This window comes from Pseudanabaena biceps PCC 7429 (genome assembly GCF_000332215.1).
Lineage (GTDB): Bacteria > Cyanobacteriota > Cyanobacteriia > Pseudanabaenales > Pseudanabaenaceae > Pseudanabaena > Pseudanabaena biceps.
Genome location: NZ_ALWB01000004.1, coordinates 14863 through 36214 on the forward strand (window position 1 = coordinate 14863; position 21352 = coordinate 36214).

The following is a 21352-nucleotide window of genomic DNA, read 5'->3' on the forward strand; positions in this document are numbered from 1 at the left end:
GTGGGGGCTTTAATTTTTCTGGTTTTTTAATGGCGACAGCTATAATTACGCTGAACTACTTATTTCTCTTGCGCTGCGGATTTTTTGGGGAGTATATTTAGTTGCGCCCAGCTACGTACGTCATTTGTGGCAGCTTGAATTTTTATGGAATAAATTTTTATGGAATATTGGCAAGCATTTGTTTTGGGAATCGTACAAGGACTAACTGAGTTTTTGCCGATTAGTAGTACGGCTCATCTGAAGGTATTGCCCGCAATTTTGGGGTGGAAAGACGCAGGCTTATCCTTTGATGCTGTCATTCAGCTTGGCAGTATTGTGGCGGTAGTTGGCTATTTCTGGAACGATCTTAGCAATATTACATTGGGGAGTATTCAAGCTGCGCGATCGCAAAATTACAAATCCCAAGAATTTAAGCTAGCCACAGCGATCGTTTTAGGTACTTTCCCGATTTTGTTTGTGGGATTGCTAATTAAGATATTTGTCCCAGACTATGACAAGTCGCCCTTGCGCAGTTTAACGGCGATCGCGATTGCTTCAATTGTGATGTCTAGCTTACTTGCTCTAGCGGAAATATTGGGAAGACGCGAAGACAAAGACAAGCGTCATTTTCAGAGAGTAAGGGTAATTGATGGCATCTTAATGGGCTTGGCACAGGCGATGGCAATCATTCCTGGCGTATCTAGATCTGGTTCTACTCTAACCGCAGGATTGTTTCTTGGTTTAGATCGGGTGGCAGCAACCCGATTTTCCTTCCTATTAGGTATTCCTGCGATTACGATTGGTGGTTTGGTCGAATTAATTAGCATTGTCAAAAAAGGGTTTGGTGATGTCAGTATAGGTGCGCTAGCGATCGGGCTATTGTCATCGGTGATTTTTTCGTATTTGGCGATCGCATGGCTATTGAAGTTTTTCCAAACCCATACAACTTGGATCTTTGTGGGCTATCGATTAATATTTGGTGCTTTATTGCTAACGGGTGTAGGACTGGGTTGGCTGAAATAAGAGTAAGTAGCAAAAGCAGAGAGCGTACCGCCCGCGTAGCGGGCGGTACGCTCTCCCTAGATACTTACCTAAGGAATAGACGTAATAAAGTGAATAATTAGGGCGTGGCTTTGCCGCGCACGCCATTAATTAAGTGCTTGTGCAAAATAAATTACCCAAACCCGTAAAGTTGCGCCCCGTAGGTGCGCAACTTTACGGGTTTGGGTTTGTAATTAATTATGCCCAGCTACTTATTCACTGGTGAAAAGAGTGTTTAACACAAAAAGCTAAATTCTGGTTCAGATAGCACACTCTAGGAATTCGGAAGCGGCTACAATCTCTAGATGCATATTTAGTCCAATTCGCAAGTAAGTAAGGTTCGGATGGCAAAAGCCAACCCAAAAGCCCAGTGGGGAACAATTTTAACCCGTGCTAACCACGCAGAAAAGTATCTGCGATGGTTTGTGGAATTTTGTCCCGTGCCGATCGCAATGTTTGATCGCGATATGAACTATATACTGGTGAGCCAGCCTTGGGTCAAAATGCTTGGTATCCCACGCCTCAAACTAATTGGTACCAATCTTTACGATTCCTTACCTAGGGCGATCGCCCATAAAAATGGTTTGGAGCGCTGCTTAAGCGGTGGTCAGATGCATTATGTAGGGGAAATTGAGATTATGACTCGTGGTGAGTCGGCTCATACCTTTCAGTGGAATGTGCAGACTTGGTATGGAGATGACGGCTCCGCCGGTGGCATAATTATTGCTAGTCAGGCTTTGACCGATCCCCTGAGTTCTTCCTTAAAACAGCAGCTAGCAGAAGAAATTGAGGAACGTCGATATCTAGAAGATGCTTTTACCAAGATTGGTACGGCGATTGAGAGTGCTAATGATGCGATCTGTATTACTGATGAGACGGGGAAGCCGATCTACATTAATCTGGCTTTCAGCGATCTATTTGCCTATGATTTATCAGCATTGCAGGAAGATCAAAACTTCGCCTGCTTATTTGCCGATATAGAAACTTCTCAAATAATTCATAAGGCAGTCATGCGTGGTGGTAATTGGTCGAGCGAACTGCATATGCGCGATCGCCATCGCCAAGATGTGCCCATGGCGCTTCGGGTCAATCCTGTTAAAAATCCATCGGGTCAAGTAATCGGTACGACCTATGTCTGTACAAATATTAGCGATCGCCAAGTTGCAGAAGCTGAAATTAACAAAAGTTTTGCAGCCCTCGGCGCAACTCTCGAGGCAACTGCCGATGGCATTTTGGTCTTAGATGAATGCAGCAATATTACTATTTGCAATCAAAAATTTGTCGAACTATGGCGTATTCCCGATCGCATTTTTACATCTCATAACGATACCCAAATCCTTGAATATGTGACCCAAAGGATTACCTCATCTCAGTATCTACATAACTTTGGTAAAGAGCTACGCGGCGACCAAAATAGTTTCGAGGTCGTAGAGCTTGATGATGGTCGCACTCTGGAATGTTATTCGCAACCCCAACATGTTTTAGATGGTCGTGCGGGGCGAGTGTGGAGTTTGCGCGATATTACCGAACGTCTTGCTGCTGAAGCTCTCGTCCGTGCCTCTGAAGAAAAGTATCGCCTACAAGCTGAAAAGCTCGAATATGCGTTACAAGAGCTAAAAAGTACTCAATCGCAATTGATTCAAGCGGAAAAAATGTCTGGGCTCGGACAATTGGTGGCAGGAATTGCCCATGAAATTAATAATCCTGTGAACTTTATTTATGGCAATCTCTCCTATGCCGATACCTATACAGCCGATCTCTTGAGTCTTGTGGAGGCATATCGCGTAAATTATCCAACGCCAGTCGAACCAGTTCAAGCGAAGTTGCAGGAGATCGACATTGATTTTCTTGCTCAAGACTTTACAAAATTAATTGGTTCCATTCGCCTTGGCGCAGAACGGATTCATAGAATTGTCCTGTCCCTCAATAAGTTCTCTCGCAGCGATGAGGCGGGGGCTAAGTATGTGGATATTCATGAGGGAATTGATAGCACTTTGATGATTTTACAAAGTCGGATTAAATCTACACCTAGTCGTCCTGAGATTCTCATTAAAAGAGACTATGGCGATCTTCCTGAAGTCGAATGCTATGCAGGACAGCTAAACCAAGTGTTTATGAATTTGCTGACCAATGCGATCGATGCGCTTGAGTCGGATGCCGAGCATAATGGTATGTGGCAAATGGTGAACGATAAACCACAATGGACGAGAAAAGATGGCAAAGTATCCACAATCTTGATTAGGACGGAAATTCTTAACAATCAATCCCATGGCGATCGCTTAGTCGTTACAATTGCCGATAATGGTAGTGGTATCCCTGAAGATATTCGTAACCGTTTGTTTGACCTGTTTTTTACGACTAAGCCCGTTGGAAAAGGGACGGGTTTGGGACTATCGATCGCTTACCAGATCGTTACTGAAAATCATGGCGGCAAGCTTTCTTTTCGGTCTGAAGTAGGGATTGGTACTGAGTTCACCATTGAAATCCCCTTAAAACAATTGCAAAATTAAGATCTTGCCTGAAGATATAGTTGCCGCTATAAAGATGAGTGGCGGCGCGAAGCGCCGCCACTCTATAGTCCTGATACACTAGACAAAAGTTGGTTTGGAAATAAAAAATTATGCGATCGCAATGGGAATGTTTGCTCCAGAATCTTGGCTGTTGGCAAGGTTCCTTTACGCGCATATCCAAAAGTGGCGAAATCTTAGAAGACATTCCTAGCGAAACCAGTCTGGAACTGCAAGCCGACCATCAAACCATGCGTCAGGTAGTGCGACGCTTTTATGGGGGACAGCCACAGGACTTAGTTCTGGAATATCGCACCCTCAACCGCAGTACCAGCTTTTTTGAGAACGGGGCTTTTTCGCAGGGATCGTTGCAATTTGCTCCCCATAGTGAATTTGGAGCAGAGTTAGGCTTGATTTATGGCGATCGCCGTTTGCGGTTAGTTGCTCTCTACGATAAAGCCAGTTACCTGAATTACTTTACGCTCATTCGTGAGCATTTACCCCAGATCAATAGCCCCGAACGTCCTACTTTAACGGTAAAGGACTTAATCGGTAAATGGGAAGGTTCTGCGATTGTAATTGCTGCCGATTGGTTCGAGCCTGAGAGTATATCAACCACGACGGAATGGCAATATGATGGCGATCGCGCGATCATGTCCCTGCAAATGCAGACAAATAGGGGATTGCAAACGATTACTTCAACTGGTAGGCGAGATGCTCATAATCCCCGCATCCTTAACTTTGAGCGAGATATGCCCAATTTCCTATCGACCGATCAAATGACGGATCAAATGACGGATCAAATGACGGATCAAATGACGAGCCAGACCTTATTTTTACCCGATGGCGCATCGATAACCTGTCCGATCGCGATCGTTAACCGTCAGCCATTTCAATTATCCCTGTCATGGCTCATCGAGCCAGATCTACACCAACGGATGATCCGTGCCTACGATCACAAGGGCGAATGGACTAGCCTCACCCTAGTGACCGAGCGCAAAGTGGGGTAGTCTGAGTAGTGATTTGTTAGTAAATCACCAATCCCATAATTCATAATTACTGATTCAAACTCTATGGAAGGTACTGCTCGTAAGCTTCTAGGGAAACGCATCATTCTTATCCTGCTATTCTTAGCCCTCTTTATCGGTGCATTCTCTAGCGCTCTCTATTTCTATCAAAACGATCGCACTCAGCGATCGGCTGATCTGGTCTTTGGCGATGATAAAATACCAAATCGTCTTGATGTTGATGTTAGTCTATTGGCGATCGACCCCATTAAAGGCGAACTGACTCTTCGATTTGCGCCTAAACCAGAAGGAACTTATTCAACGAAAGAATTCTACCTCACCAAAGATCTAAAGTTTTTTACGGGCATTGAAAGCGGTAAATCTGAAGTTACCCTTGAAAAAAACCACATTATCGACTCCGTAACGGGGACAATCTCTATAGTTAAGGGTAGGGTTAGCGATTATCCCTTTGATTCGCATGTCTCTGACCTCTACATCTTTTTTACCAATCCTAAAGATGAGAAGGAAGAAATTCCCATACTAGTAAATTTCTATGGAGCAGTATCAGGCTATAACGTTGATGCAGACTATATTCCGAAGAATGAGTTTCAGTCTACCGATGAAGTCAAGGCTCTGCGGATAAATATATCTCGCTCGATCATTACTAAATCCTTTTCTATCTTTTTGATGCTTGCCATGTGGCTGATTGGCTTGGTGATATTCACCATGTCTATGGTCGTGCTTTGGCAACCCCGTCCCATTGAGTTTGGTATGTTTACCCTCATTGCTGGTATGTTATTTGCTTTGCCAGCGGTGCGAAATCTCCAGCCTGGAGTTCCACCCCTAGGAGGATTGTCGGATTTCCTATCCTTTTTCTGGGCTGAAAGTCTAGTCGCTCTTTCCCTACCTATTCTCTTTTTCACTTGGCTAGTCCGCTATAAACCACCTAGCTAAGTAGCTAGGCGCAATTAAATATAAAATTCCAAAAGCTGTAGCGCAAGCTGCGCTTGCGCTACAGCTTTTGATTCTGTTCTTTAATTATGCCCAGTTACTTAATAGCCATTAACTATTGGCTATTAATCAATTGCCAAATACTAACTCCACCAATTACCAATTCCCCTATGTCCTTACCGCCAATTATCGAGCAAATGCTCGCGCCCGAATTTTACGATCATCCCGTTACTGAGCCGATCCAACTCCTGCAAACGCATATTTCCTTTGTGCTACTGACAGGAGACTATGCCTATAAAGTCAAGAAACCCATGAATTTTGGCTTTCTCGATTTTTCGACCTTGGCAAAGCGCAAATATTTCTGTGAAGAGGAACTCCGCCTCAATCGCCGCCTTGCTCCCGATCTGTATCTCTCGGTTTTGCCAATTGCTGAAACAGATGGGCAATATCATTTTGATCGCTCTGGCGAAAAAACGGCAGTCGAATATGCGATCGCTATGCCAGAGTTTTCGCAAGAGGATTTGTTAATTGAGATGTTTGCTTCAGGTCGGTTGACTGCCGATCATGTCAAACAAATTGGCGAACAATTGGCGGTATTCCATCAAAAGGCTCTAACTAACGAGCATATCAATACTTTTGGGACAGCCGAAGCAGTAAGAGCCGTAGCCAATGATAACTACGCTTCTACGGAGAAATATATTGGCATTGCACAAACAGCCGAATATTTTGAGCAAACTCGCGCCTATACCGAAAAATTCTTTGCTGAAAATACTGACCTATTTAGCGATCGCATTGCTAAGGGCAAAGTGCGGGAATGTCATGGTGATGTGCATTTAAAAAATATTTGTCTCTATCAAGATAAAATTCAAATTTTTGATTGCATCGAGTTTAATGAACCATTCCGAAATAGCGATGTACTGTACGATGCTGCTTTCCTATTAATGGATTTGCAATTTCGCGGTCGCAGAGATCTCGCCAATATCTTCCTCAATACCTACCTAGAACGTACTGGCGATTATGAGGGAGCCGTGCTGTTACCTCTGCATTGTAGTATGCGCGCCTATGTGCGGGCTAAGGTGACATCATTTCTGCTCGACGACCCCAATATTCCTGCGGATGTGAAAGCGAATGCTCAAACGGAAGCTGCCGCCTATTACAAATTGGCTTGGGAATATACGCAACCCAAACAGGGCAAATTGATCATCATGTCGGGCGTATCTGGCTCTGGCAAAAGTACGACAGCTAAGGCGATCGCCTCTGAACAGGATGCGATTTATCTGCGATCGGATGCTATCCGCAAGCAAATTGCGGGAATCGATCTGATGGAACGCGGTAGTGATGATATCTATACGCCAGAGATGACGGCGCAAACCTATGCCAGATTGGCGGAATTAGGTTCGCTATTAGCTAGCAAAGGCTTTACGGTCATTCTCGATGCGAAGTACGATCGTATTAGTTTACGTAGTCAAGCGATCGCTGCCGCGCAAGCTCAAAATATCCCCGTAGTAATCCGTCACTGCACTGCGCCTGTGGAAGTTTTGCAGCAACGTTTACGCGATCGCGCTGCGGCGAATAATGATATTGCTGATGCGACCGTTGAGCTGTTAGCCAGTCAGCAGGCTGCCTTTGAAGACTTCACGACTGAGGAATTAGTTTTAGTCAAAAAAGGTGAAAGAATCATAGCTATTTAGCTATTCACGATTTATGCTGTGGTCTACGCAGCATAAATCGTGAGCAAATGCATAATTTTCAGTTCATCAATTAATCCGTTAATATATAAACACTAACCTTTCATTAAAAATGTTATGTCCGATCGCCTGAAATTTTTCCGCAGGCTGATGTCAGCTTTTGAAGGTACTTCTAATCCTCAACGCGCTGTCGAGCGAGGATTTTATATCAACTTGCCAAATAATCCTGTAGGAGTTATTACTGGTAAAATTGCTCTCCGACCTTCTTCAGCACATTTGTTATTTGGTGGTATTGGATCGGGTAAAACTACACAATTACTATTAACTCAACAAGCTTTAAATGAGTTGGAAGATATTAAGGCTATTTATATTGATATTAGTCTTTTTACTGATATTTCTGAACTGCAATCTGGTGCTTTAATTGCGATCGCGGGTCTTGAATTAATAAAGACATTGCAAGGCTACAATACCTCTGAAATAAGTGATTCCAAGAGAATATTTGAGAGATTACTATATGGAAATAGTGAAATTGTTACGTACCATCAACCAAGACCAAATCAAAGTATAGGGGGCATAGGTATAGGGGGAATGCTAAATGTGGGAAGCTCTCAAGCATTTACCACTACTGAGAAGCGAGAAAATCGAAGTTCAGTTTTACAAGCTTTTGCCAAGGTAAGCAAGTTCGTTAATGAGAAATCAGTAAAACAGGTTGTATTTCTTTTTGATAGTCTAGATAGACTAAGAGAATCTCAAATGTTTGTAAAACCTGTTCTTGACGATGCAATTGAAATTAATAAATATGGATTTGGAGCAATTATTGTAGGCTCTATTGTAACTCTATACACAGAGAGAGTAAATATTGTAAAAAATACAGAAAATTTCTATTTCTTACCATATTTAGATGTTTTGAAAAATGCTGAAGCGCAACAACTTTTTACAGACATTTTTAAGGTTCGAGATCCTGAAAAGCTTATTAACCAAAGGGCAAGAGAGATGATCATATTTAATTCTGGAGGAGTTTTACGAGATTTGATGTCTCTTACCCAAGCGGCAATTGAGGAAGCTTATATGGACGGCTCGTCTCTAGTTATGGAGCAACATGCAGAGCAAGCAATTATATTTATGCAACGTTCCAAGACAATTGGTTTAACTGATTTGAATATAGATACTCTTATTAAAGTTGCAACTGAGAAATCATTTTTCCCTAGAACTTCTGAAGATTTTGAACTAATGCTTACAGGACATATCTTAGAATATGAATATCCTCGCCAGCGTTTTGCTATTCATCCAACTTTAGTTCTATTTATTCAAAATAAAATTAATACGAGAGAATTTACTAATGGATTTGCTAGTGGATAAACTTTCTTCTATAGATGAGTTATTGCAAAAAATTGAATTGCGCCCGCCAGATAGTAATAGTTGGATGGTTCTGGTTGCTGTGCCTGATGACATACAATCAACAATTGATGAGTTACAAGATAGTGTTGAGATTTTTAGCGAATGTGAAGCAGTAACTATTTCAGGAGAATATGGGTCAAGAAATCTAGTTAAATGTATTAAAGAATCACCTCAAGAATACTTCTTACTACATCAATTTGACTCATGGGATAATAACGAATGGGAGATTTTTGATACTTTTAGAACTCAATTAGACAAAAATAAAAATGGTGGCTTAGTTGTACTTTCCGAGCAATCAAGTCGTTTAATGTTTAGTAATGCTCCTCATTTTGTTAGTTTTGTCGGCTCACGAATATATTATTTAGATCAAGATGCAGATATACTTACTTCTGAAGAATGCGAACAACGCTTGTCTGCATTACAAGAATGGTCTGGTCAAACCAATGAAGAGATAATAGCTTTGGCTGAGAATCGTCAACTACCAACCGACCCAGAATATGGGGAATGGCTAATTTTACTCGATCGAGGTGACTTGCTTGAAAGGCAAAAATAGTTGGGAAAAGATCTGTAAAGAAATCCAAGAGCGTTCTTTAAACCAGACACTACTGGAAATAGAAAGCGCAGAGAAATTAAGGAAACAAATTTTTAAATGTTTGAATGATGCCAGCAATGAAAAGATATTGAGTACGAATCTAAGTGAGCTTCATCAGTTGCTGAAGATAAGCAATGGTAAACAAGGATATTACGAAATTACAGGTGGTGGTAAAGATTCTAAACGCAATTTTAAACGAAATCCAGACATTCCACATTTCAAACTTAACAATGGTCGCTGGTTTGATTTTGCTATTACTATCGACGAAACAATTAGACCTGCTCAAATCATAGGATTTGATTTTGAAATAAGATTCCCTAAAAGAGAAGGAGAGATTGTAGCCTCTTTTTTAAGAATTGATCTCAATCTACCAGATCATAGAAATGATGAACGAGATTTACGGTTTCATCTTCATCCCAACAATGGTGACATCATGATTCATAGTCCACCTATGTCACCTCTCGAAATTCTGCATATGTTTTTGTATGGCATGAATATTCGTGAAAAGCCTCGTACATATTGAAATTTGTTATGTCCGATCGCCTGTTATATTTATCTAATTTTCTGAATTAGTTGGGTGATAGCGAGAGCGGAAAGCATTGCCGATTGCAGGAGTCAACAAAATAGCGAGAGCGATCGCACTGCCAAAAGCAATATAGGGATTTAAAACCATCAATCGCGAGATTGGTTCCTTTGTATCGATACTGAGCGCATCATCAAAAACATTGGGGATTTGTAAAAGCTTGGTTGCTGAAGGCGGTGAAATCCAATGTAAAGAAGCAGCAGTTGCAGGGAACATTACGGAACTGTAGAGACAAATGCTGAGAAACCTAGCCCAAGACTTTAAATTCCATAGTCCGATCGCTAAAAAAATTGGGACTATGCCAAACCCTAAAAAGGCAATTCCTGAAACTACTTGTAAATTAATGGAATTACTATCGACTAGAGGTGTGTCACCTTCTAGAATGCGATAAATATAGAAGTTTAATAGGCGATCAAGGATTAGCACAATGCTCGTGCCGATCATTGTGGTGGCGAGAATCGTAATCGCGATCGGACGTTTGTGGACTTTAGATTTCATGGTTTTTAGGTTCTCAAAAGATATAGCATTTGCACAATTTCTTAGAAATCGTTTTAAAGATAGTTTCCATCTTCTAGTCAACTAAGGCTGACTGAGATAGCGAGGTAAATTACGCAATAGCTTGCTTGAATGCAGCATTCTTAAGAGGTAATAGCTAGAGGTCGGTAAGAAAATTACCATTGTCCAGCCAAATTGATCGGGAATTTCCACTTGAAAGAAAGAAGGAAATATCAACATTAAGGCAACAGATAACCCCACTGCGACGATGCCTAGAATTGTGGCAGTAGGGTTTTTGAAGAGCGTGCGGACTTTCCAGATGGAGATATCTGTTAGCGTCCAGAACACCAATAGCACAAAGAAGATGCCAATAAAAGTGCTGACGCATTGTGCTTGCCCCTTAGCAATATCTTGGAAAGTATCGGAATTGAGCATAGCAGAGCTGTAGGGAACCTTGAGGAGTGCCCACCCACTGATGTAATAGGACAAAACATACCCCGTCGTCATGGCGATCGCGCCAAAAATTCCAGCCATACAGCTATAGCCCAATACATCCCGCAGAAAGTTCTCAAGACGTTTGGGTTTTAACCATCCAAACGAGATCCAAATCGTCGGCAAACCTACTACTGCCATCGTTAACACAGTCATATGGCGAGGCTCTACAGGAAAGGGAAGTTGTACAAACCCCGCAAAAGCAATGGTCAGAATCACCATAATATTTTTGGTGAGATAGAGGAGCGATGAAGCCAGAATCTTTTGTTTAATCGAATCCCCTGCGGCAAAAGCCTGAGGTAAGGCAGATAGATTGTTATCAAGTAGAACAATATCTGCAACGTCTTTACTAATCTGTGCTCCGTCATTCATGGCGATCGCTAGTTGAGCTTCCTTAAATGCGGGGACATCATTGACTCCATCACCGACCATTCCTACATAGCCGCCCCGTTTTACCATGGCGGAAATCAAACGCCGTTTCATATCGGGGGTGATTCTTCCAAAGACAGCCCCAGAGGCAGCCACTCGACTAAAGGTTTGGTTGTCCATAGCCTCTAGGGTCTTTTGGGTAAATACGGCATCATCGGGAACGGCGATTCCTGCTTGGCGGGCGATCGAGGCGACGGTTTCGACACTATCCCCTGAAATGACTTTCAGCCTGACATTGAGAGCTTGTAACTGGGCGATCGTATCGACTACATCGGGACGCAGGCTGTCCTCCAGCAAAACCAATCCCCGCTCGCGACAATTGTCGGGTAGTTGGGGATTCTTCTCGGCATCAATGCTGTTTTCACTTGTAACTACAGCGATCGCTCGTAAACCCTGACGTGCATATTGTTTGGCTTGCTCCTGCATTTCGACATTGGTGAACAAGATCTCTGGCGCACCGACCATAATGGTTGTGCCAATATCAATGGCGATCGCTCCCCATTTACGACTAGAGCTAAAGGGAATTTCGCTAACGAGTTGAGATGGCGATCGCGGCTTATCCGTAAATGATGCCATCGCCTTGGCACTGCTATTTTGAGTTCCCATTAAATTTGTGTAGAGGGCGATTAACTCTCGCAATGAATCCTCATCCGTATCGCCTAAGGGCACAATTGCCTTGACTAAGAGTTTGTTTTGAGTGAGGGTTCCCGTTTTATCAGTACATAAAATCCTCACACTATTCATCGAATCAACGGCATTGATTTTTTGAATTAAAGTGCGACGCTTGCTGATCTCGACCGCGCCGATCGCAAAAGCAACGCTAATAGAGAGAATCAATCCCGCAGGAACAAAACTATTAATAATTACCGAAGCATAGCGAATGATATCTACCATCGTTCGCCCTGAATTGAGACTAGACGATAGATATAAAAAGGCTGCAACAATCAGGACGAGAATAAAAATTTCGACTAACGTATCAATCTTTTTCTGTAATGGCGTAAATACTCGCTTATAAACCCTTGAAGACTGGGATAATTTGACCGCATAGCTTTCATTGCCAATCTTGTCAGCTCGAAATACACAACTTCCCGCCAAGCAGAACGAACCCGACAGCACAATATCATCGATCTGTTTGGCAACGGGATCGGATTCTCCTGTCAGAAGCGATTCGTCCATTTCCACATTTTGCGAAACTAGGACTGGTCCATCGACGGGAGCGCGATCGCCAGGATTAAGCTCGATGAGATCGTCACGGACTAACTCGCCCACGGGAATCTCCTGTGATTCCCCATTGCGTCTTACCTTGACCTTTTGTACCGATAGCAAAGCCAGCTTATCAAGAGTCAATTTTGCTTGGATTTCCTGTGCTACCCCTACCAGAATATTCATAAATACTGAAAATCCTGAAAATAAAGCATCGGTGATCTGTCCGAGCACCATCATCAGAACTAAAATTACGCCAAAGGTAACGTTAAATAGGGTAAAAACGTTTTCCTTGAAGATATCTTGATAGGTACGGCTGGAACGCAAGACAATAGTATTAATATCACCACGCCGCTTGCGATCTCTAACTTCATTGTCGCTAAGTCCGATTTCAGGATTAATTTCAGGATTAATTTCAGGATTAACTGGGACATTTAGAGAATTGCTCGTTGGTAATTCTGGCGTATTTGCTGAGTTAGGTTGGGGCATAGACACACAGATATTATTTTTAGTAAGAAGTATAGCAACCAATCTTTCTAATTTTGTTTTTGGACTTGAGGGGACTGAAAACTTTAGAATCAGTAGGAAAACTTAACCAAAAACGAAAGAATGATTACTGTGCAAGTCAATGGTGATAATCGCATATGCGAGCCAAACCTCACGATGATCGAATTGCTGAAATACTTAGGATTAAATCCTCGCCTTGTTGCTGTGGAATACAATGGTGAAATTTTACATCGCCAACTATGGGAAGAGACAATTATCCAAAATAGCGATCGCTTAGAAATTGTCACTATTGTTGGTGGTGGCTAAATATTTACTAAATATTTAAATATAGCGATCTTCTAACGAGAAAGCACTGAAAAGTGAAGAAGGCAAAAAATGCATTTGCCTTGGCGATCTATCCCAGTTTCTCAAAAAGTAAATAGGATTTTAGGGGGTAAAAATTCACTAGTTTAGGGCTTAGTTAAAAGAACGAGATGTAGTGGCGATTTGCGAACTTTAACCAGCTTAGAGAATGATTTTAACAATGACTTGAACAATGACTGTAACAATGATTTTAATAGTGATTTTAAGATGATTTTTGTAGGCTTTACACTAAACTTTACACTGAGACTTATACTAGACTTGACATTAAACCTAACTCCTTCCTTATCTGCAAAGTCCATGGAAGAGTCTGCCCTTTAGGTGTATTCTTCCATAAGATTGAGCAGTTTTCAAATTATGAAATTGGTCTATTATTTAAGTATCAAAGATAACTAAAGATAACTTATGGATCTTAATAAGTTAAGCCAAAGTTAAAAGTGTTTGACCATAGGTTTGACTATAAAGGGTTGCCATTTCATCAGATTAAAAATGACTGAAGATATAGATAGTCAAAAAAAACTGAGGTTTAGAAGGATTTCGATTCGCTCGCTGATGACTTTTCCTTTTATTTTTCAGGTCATTGTGGCTTTGGGGATTGTTGGTTATTTCTCATTTCAAAATTTGCAAAAGATCGTTAATGAGAATAGTAACAAAAGTAGAATAAAAGCCATACTGTCCCTAAAACACAGCATCTCTGACTATTTACTCCCACCAATGCAAGTTGTGCAGATGAGTGCTAAGGTTCCAACTGATCGTTCTCTTAATACTAAAAACTCTACTGAAACCATTCAAAAATTTAAGATTCTACTCACTGTATTTCCACAAGTGCAGGAAATATTTTTAGGAGATAGTGCGGGAGATTTTGTTGGTGTCGTAAGTCAAGAAGAGCAGCAGTTAGCCGTCAAAGTTACTGAGAAATTTTCCACTCAAAATTGGTATCGGTTTGATGCTCAAGGCAATTTAGGTGATTTATTTAAAACTGAAAAATCTGACGATCTGCGATCGCATCCTTGGTATCAGCCAGAGCTGGACAATAAACAGGCTATCTGGAGCGAAGTTTATCCTCTAGACCGTAATAATTTAGGCATTGCTGCAACTCAAGCTATTTTTGACGCTCAAGGCAAGCCCCTTTATACCATCAACGCTAGTCTAAATCTGGGAAGAATTAATGAGCTTATCGAAAACAATCGTGTAAGTGCCAAAAGCCAAATTTTCATCGTGGAGCGATCGGGACTATTGGTAGCTACATCCAGTAAAGAATTGCTATTTACAATTGATCCCCAAGGTAATATCCAAAGACTAAAAGCTGATGCTAGCAAAAACCCTTTTATTCAGACCACGATTATTGAATCGTCTAGACGTTTTGGGGAAATAGGGAATATTCATGACATTGAAAATTTTGATATGGATATCAACCGCGAGTCTAACGGTAAGATAGAGCGCGAAAGGCAATTTATTGAAATATCTCCCTATCAGGACGAAGCGGGTATCGATTGGTACGTTTTTATTGTTACCCCAGAGTCTGATATTTTGGCACAAAGCCATCAAGATGTTATTGCGCTCATTGGGCTATGTGTTCTTGTGGGGATATGCTTGAGTTTGCTAGGGATGCTAACGACCCGATGGATCGTCAGCCCAATTTTTCGATTGCGCGATGCCAGTGTGGAGATCGCTAAACAAAACTTTTCCCAACCTGCACCTGATACTTGGATTGAGGAAATAGGGGTTCTGACCTCAGCCTTTAATCAAATACAGTATCAACTCCTACAATCTCAAGCCAAGTTGCAGGATTATTCGCGATCGCTCGAACTCAAAGTCGAAGAAAGAACGAGTGAATTGGCAAAGGAAATTAGCGATCGCATTGCCATTCAGAACGAACTGCAAGAAAAGGCTGCGACCTTAAGTCAGCACTATCAAATTTTAAACGATCTTGCCAAGGACGAATCGCTGCGCCAAGGCAATCTGATGGCTAGCGTCCAGAAGCTAACTGAAGTCGTTGCCCAAACCTTAAAAGTTGCTCGCAGTAGCGTCTGGTTGGCTACCACAGACCGTATTAGTTGGAGTTGCCTAGATTTGTTTTTGCTAAGTTCAGGAATCCATGCGGTAGAAAGCGATGTGTCGTCAAACTCTTTCCCAAAGTATCTTGGCAAGTTACATACAGAATCGGCAGTTTCCGTTGAGGATGCCATTAACGATAATCGTACCTCCGAATTAACTGAGCCCTATCTTCTGCAATTGGGGATTGCTTCTATCTTAGAGATTCCTCTCAGGCAGAATAACGAGATTGTGGGGATGCTCAGTCTGGAGCATACGGGGCAACCGAGAGTTTGGACTCTCCTAGAGCAGAGTTTTGCGCGATCTATTGGCGATCTTGTAGCGCTGTCGATTGAGTCCTATAGTCGCAAGCTGGTCGAGCAGCAGTTAAAAGATAGTGAAGAGCGTTGGCATCTTGCCTTGGAAGGCAGTAATGATGGGATCTGGGATTGGAATTGCAAAACTAATGAGGTCTTTTTTTCCGCAAGGTACAAATCGATGTTGGGCTACAGAGAGGATGAACTTCCTCCCAATATTGACTCTTGGCTTAATCTCATTCATCCCGATGATAGTAATCAGGTCATGACTATTGTTGAGAAGTATTGGGCAAAGGAGATTCCCCAATATATTGCGGAGCATCGAATTCGATGTAAAGACGGCTCCTATCGTTGGATGCTGGCTAGAGGGATCGCTCTTTTCGATCTAGATGGAACGCCTAACCGAATGATTGGCTCTCATACGGATATTACCGAACGCAAACAGTCTGAGATCGAGCTGTCTCAAGCAAAAGAAGAAGCCGATTCCGCCAATAAGGCGAAAAGCGAATTTTTGGCAAATATGAGCCACGAACTAAGAACGCCGTTGAATGGCATTCTCGGCTATGTCCAAATTCTGCAACGCGATCGCAATTTAACGCCAAAGCAAATCGAGGGCATCAATGTTATCAAACAATGCAGCAATCATCTCCTAAATTTAATTGCCGATATTCTTGATCTGTCCAAGATTGAGGCTCAAAAAATGGAGTTGATCGAAACTGACTTTCATTTCCAAAATTTTCTACAGGGGGTGGTTGAGGTCTGTGCAGTGAGATCCATGCAAAAAGGCATTACTTTTACCTATTTGCCCTCAGCGAATTTACCAATCGGGATTTTTGCTGATGATAAGCGACTGCGCCAAGTTTTGCTCAACCTGCTAGGAAATGCAATCAAATTTACTCAAGATGGGGGAGTTACTTTTAAAGTTGATGCGATCTCCTTAAATATTCCTTACTCAGAGCTTACACCCGACGGCAATAGCGATGATCGAGAGCGCCCCAGTTTCTCGATTATGCACCAAATTAGATTCCAGATCGAAGATACAGGTATCGGTATTAGCCCAGAGCAGATAGAGAAAATCTTTTTCCCCTTCGAGCAGGCGGGTGGGGCTTTAGTCAATGCTGAAGGCACTGGTTTGGGATTGGCAATCAGCCAAAAGATTGTCGAAATCATGGGTAGTACCATTCAGGTCAAGAGTGAGAGGGGAAAAGGTAGCATCTTCTGGATCGATTTAAATTTAAAAGCAGCCACGGAAATGATTGATTGGGCTCAAGTTAATGAAAACTTCATCCAACGGAAAACGGTTGGATTTGCTGGGGAAAATAAAACAATTCTTGTAGTTGATGATAAATGGGAAAATAGAACCGTATTGGTGAAACTGCTCGAAGAAATCGGGTTTAATATCCTAGAGGCTGCCAATGGTAGAGATGCCATAGCATTAGCTCTGGGGCAAAAGGTAGATCTGGTGATTACCGATTTAGTTATGCCTGTAATGGATGGCTTTGAGATGATCAGACAATTTCGGCGATCGCCAGATTTACAAAATATCGTGATTATCGTTACTTCTGCGAGTGCTTTTAGCAAAAATGAAGCAGAAAGCTTAGAAACTGGAGGTAATGATTTCTTGTCTAAGCCAATTTGTTTTGATACTTTACTCGCGAAAATTGCTAAGCACCTTAAAATTCAATGGATTTACGAAGAAATCTGCGCGTCTCCCCCTTCTATGTACGCTGAGGAAAACACTAAAGTTTCCCATCACACTGCTATGCTTGCACCACCCCAAGAAGAAATTGAATCTCTTTGGGAATTAGTAATGCAAGGCAATATTAATATTATTAATGAGCGAGCCAATCAGCTTGAGCAGCAGGATCTTGACCTAGTTCCCTTTGCTAAAGAATTACAAAGATTAGCTGGTGAATTTCAGATTAAAAAAATCAAAGAATTGATTAAATTCTATCGAGATAACTCTAGCTAATTAGTAATCATCAAACCCAATAGAGAGTTGTGGCGCTTCGCGCCGCAACTCTCTATTGGGTTTGATGTGCTGACTTAAGTGAATATAGCTATATTTGTGAAATCTTGTTAATTTAAGTTAATTTAAGGTCATGATTGCAGAAGTTTACCCTAAAAGTAAGATCTTAATAGTTGATGATAATCCGAACAATCTCAAGGTTTTATCTGGGACTTTAGATGATTGTAATTGGGAGGTCTTAGTTGCAATTGATGGGGAAAGTGCGATCGAGCAGGCGATCTACGTGAAACCCGATTTAATCTTTTTAGATGTGATGATGCCCATCATGGATGGATTTACAGCTTGTCAAATCCTGAAGAATACTATAGAAACCTGCGACATCCCGATCATTTTCATGACTTCGCTTTCAGATACGTTAGATAAAGTCAAGGGATTTGAGTTAGGTGCTGTGGACTATATCACTAAGCCCTTTGATCGGGATGAAGTCATCGCTAGAGTCAAAACTCATCTGCAAATTAGTAGCTTGACTAAACAAATACAAGAAAAAAATGCTCAATTGGAGGATTTTACGCAAGAATTAGAAAATCGCGTGCGAGCTCGTACCGCAGAATTGTCAGAAGCTCTAGCTGATTTACAAAAGGTACAAATGCAGCTATTACAAAGAGAGCAGCGCCTTGCCTACGAAGCTTGTCATGATGCGCTTACAGATCTGCCTAATCGGGCATGGCTGATGCAAAGATTGCAATACTTAACCACCGCAAAATCCCGTTATGCAGTTTTATTTGCCGATCTCGATCGCTTTAAAGTAATTAACGATAGCCTCGGACATTTGGTCGGAGACGAACTGCTCAAACAGGCTACTCACAGGCTGAGATCGATTCTGCGCGATCGCGCCACCGTAGCTAGATTTGGCGGTGATGAATTTGTGATTCTCTTTGAAGATATTGAAAGTATTGATGAAGTCATCGATCTTGCCGATCGAATTCAATTGGAATTAGAACTTCCTTTTAAACTGGAAGATTACGAATTATTTGTCAGTATCAGCATTGGGATCGCTCTTAATACCGAGGATTATCTATTGCCTGAGGATATTCTTCGGGATGCGGATATTGCCATGTATCAGGCAAAGCACAAAGGACGAGGTCGATACGATATCTTTAATCCGCTTACCCGTGAAGCTGCGATCACTAGATTGGAAATGGAAAACGATCTGCGGAAAGCGATCGAACGCGAAGAATTTTGCATGTACTATCAGCCGATTTATAGTCTCCAAACCGATCGCATCTGTGGATTTGAATCCCTCGTCCGCTGGAATCATTATTCGGGGAAATTGATATCTCCGATTCACTTTATTCCGATTGCCGAGGAAATTGGTTTAATTAATGCTTTGGGTTTGTGGATCTTGAAGCAGTCTCTACACCAAATGAAAATTTGGCATCAACAATTTAGCGATCGCCTTAGCGATCGCAGTCTATGGATGAATGTCAATATCTCACCGATCCAGCTCAAACAAATTGATTTCGCTCAAAATGTCCAAAAGGCTTTAGAGGAATCAGGCTTGCCGAGTAATTGTCTGAAACTAGAAATTACGGAAAGTTGCCTTTTAGATTTTGCTGATTCGGAAATATCTGTTTTGGAACAATTAAAGAATTTAGATATTAAGCTTTGTATTGATGATTTCGGCACGGGATATTCGTCGCTTAGCCGATTGCATGAATTACCCATCCATACCTTGAAAATCGATCGCTCATTCGTCCAAAAGTTGGCAACCAGTAATAAAAATAGTATGGTATCCACGATTATTAACTTAGCCCACGGACTGAGTATGGATGTTGTGGCGGAAGGAGTGGAAACAGAATCACAAAAACAAATCTTGCGATCTCTGAATTGCAACTATGGGCAAGGTTACTTCCTGTCTCTTCCATTAGATTCCAAAGCCGCAACTTCTTTAATTGAGTATAATGATTTGCATTACAGGTAATACAGGTAATTGATATAGGCTATGATCGCAACTGAAAAAATTCCCGCTACCGTCCTCACAGGCTTTCTTGGTGCAGGAAAAACGACATTACTCAATCACATACTCACCGCAGAGCATGGCAAAAAAGTTGCCGTCATAGTCAATGAGTTCGGCGAAATCGGTATCGATCAACAACTAGTGATCGGTGCTGATGAAGAAATTTTTGAAATGAATAATGGCTGTATTTGTTGCACAGTGCGCGGCGATCTCATTCGGATTATTGGCAACCTCATGCGCCGCCGTCATAAGTTCGATCATCTCTTGATCGAAACTACTGGTCTCGCCGATCCTGGTCCTGTGATTCAGACTTTCTTTATGGATGAAGACATTTATCGTCAGGTCGATCTGGATGCGGTGGTGACTGTAGTTGATGCTAAGCATGTCCAACAGCATTGGGGCGATCGCGAAGTTCTTGAACAGATTGGCTTTGCTGATGTGATTCTCTTGAATAAAACCGATCTCGTAACTAAGGCTGAACTGGATGAACTGGAAGCGAAAATCAAGCATCTCAACGTTCTGGCAAAGGTCTCTCGCGTTCAACTCAATCAAGATAAGGTTGAAGATAGCGTTAACAAAGTGATTAACGTTGGCGGTTTTGATTTAACTCGTATTCTCGAAAAAAATCCTGAGTTTGTTACCCCTAAAGGAGAAGCATCTCACGATCATCATGACCACGAGCATGGCGATCACGATCATCACGACGGGCATGATCACGATCATCACGACGGGCATGATCACGATCATCATCACCATATCCATGATGAAGAGGTCGGCTCTGTGAGTATTGTAGAGACAGGATCCGTAAATCCATACAAATTTCAAGAATGGATTAACGAACTGTTAAAAACCCAAGGTCAAGATATCTTCCGTTCCAAGGGAATTATTAATCTTTCGGGTGCAGAGGAGCGACTGGTATTTCAAGGCGTACATATGCAGTTTGACGCAACTCGCGATCGCCCTTGGAAAAAAGACGAACTTCGGAAAAACCAATTGGTGTTTATCGGCAGGCACCTTGAGGCAGATAAACTGCGCAACAGTTTCCGTCTTTGTTTGGTATAGCTTTCGCCAATTATATTACAGCGCTTTGCGCTCAAACCCAAACCAAGGAAATTTTTGAAAGCGTTGCGAAGCAACGCTTTCAAAAATTTCCTTGGTTTGGGTTTGAGCGCAAAGCGCTGTAATTCACGAAAGTGTCACAATACTTTTGTGAATTAAAAACTAAGCCTAATACCAAAACTAAAAATGGCGTAGCCATTTTTAGTTTTGGTATTAGAGCGGAGTAGTTGCTTGCACTCTAGCGCGAGCATTTCTCACATTTTGTTCGGCTTGGATTTTACCTTGCTTATCTTCAGTCTTAATGCCAGCTAAAGCCTGCTCGGCTTCTTCCAACTTTTTGCGAGCTTCGTCAGAATTAATTTCACTACCTAATTCGCCACTACGAACTAGCACAGTTACTTCATTTTCTTCAACTTCAGCAAAACCACCCGTAAGAGCGATCGCCGACCAAGCTTTGTCTTTACGTAGACGTAACACACCTACTTCAAGCGCCGAAATCAGAGGGGCGTGATCGGTCAAAATACCCAATTGCCCTGTGGAACTAGGTAAAATCACTTCCTCTGCGACAGTATCCAGAATCGTCCGATCTGGGGAAATTACTTTTACAGTTAGGGTCATTTTTTAAAATATTTGGTTATTTTTTTAGCTATTAGCCGTTAGCTATTAGCCGTTAGCTATTAGCTGTTAGCTTTTCATGAGCTAAACGCTAACAGCTAAATGCTAA

At 41.8% G+C, this 21352-nt stretch carries 15 protein-coding genes; 12 read left to right on the plus strand and 3 right to left on the minus strand.

Features of this window, described 5'->3' with window-relative positions:
- Positions 1–159 precede the first annotated feature (159 nt).
- The 8 genes from PSE7429_RS00850 (at position 160) to PSE7429_RS00885 (ending at position 9686) form a co-directional block, all read left to right on the plus strand.
- The gene (locus tag PSE7429_RS00850; RefSeq protein ID WP_009625137.1) at positions 160–1002 is read left to right on the plus strand and encodes an undecaprenyl-diphosphate phosphatase; all 843 of its coding nucleotides are present in this window, start codon (positions 160–162) and stop codon (positions 1000–1002) included.
- 362 nt (positions 1003–1364) lie between these two features.
- On the plus strand, positions 1365–3530 hold the full coding sequence (locus PSE7429_RS23190; RefSeq protein ID WP_009625138.1) for an ATP-binding protein: 2166 nt from the start codon (positions 1365–1367) through the stop codon (positions 3528–3530).
- Positions 3531–3640: 110 nt separating this feature from the next.
- Positions 3641–4537, plus strand: coding sequence for a DUF3598 family protein (locus tag PSE7429_RS00860; protein WP_009625139.1), 897 nt, complete (start codon positions 3641–3643; stop codon positions 4535–4537).
- A gap of 63 nt (positions 4538–4600) precedes the next feature.
- On the plus strand, positions 4601–5488 hold the full coding sequence (locus PSE7429_RS00865; protein WP_009625140.1) for a DUF4436 family protein: 888 nt from the start codon (positions 4601–4603) through the stop codon (positions 5486–5488).
- Positions 5489–5655: 167 nt separating this feature from the next.
- Entirely contained in the window at positions 5656–7176 is a 1521-nt protein-coding gene (locus PSE7429_RS00870) for a bifunctional aminoglycoside phosphotransferase/ATP-binding protein (protein WP_009625141.1), read from the plus strand.
- A 114-nt stretch (positions 7177–7290) separates the two neighbouring features.
- Positions 7291–8532, plus strand: a complete 1242-nt coding sequence (locus PSE7429_RS00875; protein ID WP_009625142.1) for a hypothetical protein — start codon at positions 7291–7293, stop codon at positions 8530–8532.
- Positions 8525–9124 carry an ABC transporter permease gene (locus tag PSE7429_RS00880; protein WP_100228855.1) on the plus strand — a complete coding sequence of 200 codons (600 nt, stop codon included), beginning with the start codon at positions 8525–8527 and terminating at the stop codon, positions 9122–9124. Before PSE7429_RS00875 ends, PSE7429_RS00880 begins: the two co-directional genes overlap by 8 nt.
- Complete coding sequence (locus PSE7429_RS00885; protein ID WP_407681149.1) at positions 9099–9686, plus strand: hypothetical protein; 588 nt, start codon at positions 9099–9101, stop codon at positions 9684–9686. Before PSE7429_RS00880 ends, PSE7429_RS00885 begins: the two co-directional genes overlap by 26 nt.
- A gap of 33 nt (positions 9687–9719) precedes the next feature.
- Here the strand turns inward: PSE7429_RS00885 and PSE7429_RS00890 are convergent, their stop codons facing one another.
- Both PSE7429_RS00890 and PSE7429_RS00895 read right to left on the minus strand, forming a co-directional pair.
- A complete protein-coding gene (locus PSE7429_RS00890) occupies positions 9720–10244 on the minus strand; it encodes a hypothetical protein (protein ID WP_009625145.1) in 525 nt (174 codons plus the stop codon).
- Positions 10245–10325: 81 nt separating this feature from the next.
- Positions 10326–12854 carry an HAD-IC family P-type ATPase gene (locus tag PSE7429_RS00895; RefSeq protein WP_009625146.1) on the minus strand — a complete coding sequence of 843 codons (2529 nt, stop codon included), beginning with the start codon at positions 12852–12854 and terminating at the stop codon, positions 10326–10328.
- Between the two features lie 120 nt (positions 12855–12974).
- Between PSE7429_RS00895 and thiS the strand changes: the two genes are divergently transcribed.
- From thiS to PSE7429_RS00915, 4 genes are all read left to right on the plus strand, one after another.
- Complete coding sequence (thiS, locus tag PSE7429_RS00900; protein WP_009625147.1) at positions 12975–13178, plus strand: sulfur carrier protein ThiS; 204 nt, start codon at positions 12975–12977, stop codon at positions 13176–13178.
- Positions 13179–13721: 543 nt separating this feature from the next.
- Positions 13722–17555: an ATP-binding protein gene (locus tag PSE7429_RS23195; RefSeq protein ID WP_009625148.1), complete on the plus strand. Its 3834-nt coding sequence runs from the start codon at positions 13722–13724 to the stop codon at positions 17553–17555.
- A gap of 130 nt (positions 17556–17685) precedes the next feature.
- Entirely contained in the window at positions 17686–19533 is a 1848-nt protein-coding gene (locus tag PSE7429_RS00910; RefSeq protein WP_009625149.1) for a two-component system response regulator, read from the plus strand.
- Positions 19534–19554: 21 nt separating this feature from the next.
- Positions 19555–20631: a CobW family GTP-binding protein gene (locus tag PSE7429_RS00915; RefSeq protein ID WP_009625150.1), complete on the plus strand. Its 1077-nt coding sequence runs from the start codon at positions 19555–19557 to the stop codon at positions 20629–20631.
- Between the two features lie 210 nt (positions 20632–20841).
- Here PSE7429_RS00915 and atpC read toward each other — a convergent pair whose 3' ends face one another.
- Positions 20842–21246, minus strand: coding sequence for an ATP synthase F1 subunit epsilon (gene atpC, locus PSE7429_RS00920; RefSeq protein WP_009625151.1), 405 nt, complete (start codon positions 21244–21246; stop codon positions 20842–20844).
- Positions 21247–21352 lie beyond the last annotated feature (106 nt).

Excerpts from the sequence above, each read along its gene's own strand:
- PSE7429_RS00895 (WP_009625146.1), bottom strand. The coding sequence starts at position 12,854 with ATGCCCCAACCTAACTCAGCAAATACGCCAGAATTACCAACGAGCAAT.
- PSE7429_RS00870 (WP_009625141.1), top strand. The coding sequence starts at position 5,656 with ATGTCCTTACCGCCAATTATCGAGCAAATGCTCGCGCCCGAATTTTAC.
- PSE7429_RS00910 (WP_009625149.1), top strand. The coding sequence starts at position 17,686 with ATGATTGCAGAAGTTTACCCTAAAAGTAAGATCTTAATAGTTGATGAT.
- PSE7429_RS00860 (WP_009625139.1), top strand. The coding sequence starts at position 3,641 with ATGCGATCGCAATGGGAATGTTTGCTCCAGAATCTTGGCTGTTGGCAA.
- PSE7429_RS00850 (WP_009625137.1), top strand. The coding sequence starts at position 160 with ATGGAATATTGGCAAGCATTTGTTTTGGGAATCGTACAAGGACTAACT.
- PSE7429_RS00875 (WP_009625142.1), top strand. The coding sequence starts at position 7,291 with ATGTCCGATCGCCTGAAATTTTTCCGCAGGCTGATGTCAGCTTTTGAA.
- PSE7429_RS00865 (WP_009625140.1), top strand. The coding sequence starts at position 4,601 with ATGGAAGGTACTGCTCGTAAGCTTCTAGGGAAACGCATCATTCTTATC.
- PSE7429_RS00915 (WP_009625150.1), top strand. The coding sequence starts at position 19,555 with ATGATCGCAACTGAAAAAATTCCCGCTACCGTCCTCACAGGCTTTCTT.
- thiS (WP_009625147.1), top strand. The coding sequence starts at position 12,975 with ATGATTACTGTGCAAGTCAATGGTGATAATCGCATATGCGAGCCAAAC.
- PSE7429_RS00890 (WP_009625145.1), bottom strand. The coding sequence starts at position 10,244 with ATGAAATCTAAAGTCCACAAACGTCCGATCGCGATTACGATTCTCGCC.
- atpC (WP_009625151.1), bottom strand. The coding sequence starts at position 21,246 with ATGACCCTAACTGTAAAAGTAATTTCCCCAGATCGGACGATTCTGGAT.
- PSE7429_RS23195 (WP_009625148.1), top strand. The coding sequence starts at position 13,722 with ATGACTGAAGATATAGATAGTCAAAAAAAACTGAGGTTTAGAAGGATT.
- PSE7429_RS23190 (WP_009625138.1), top strand. The coding sequence starts at position 1,365 with ATGGCAAAAGCCAACCCAAAAGCCCAGTGGGGAACAATTTTAACCCGT.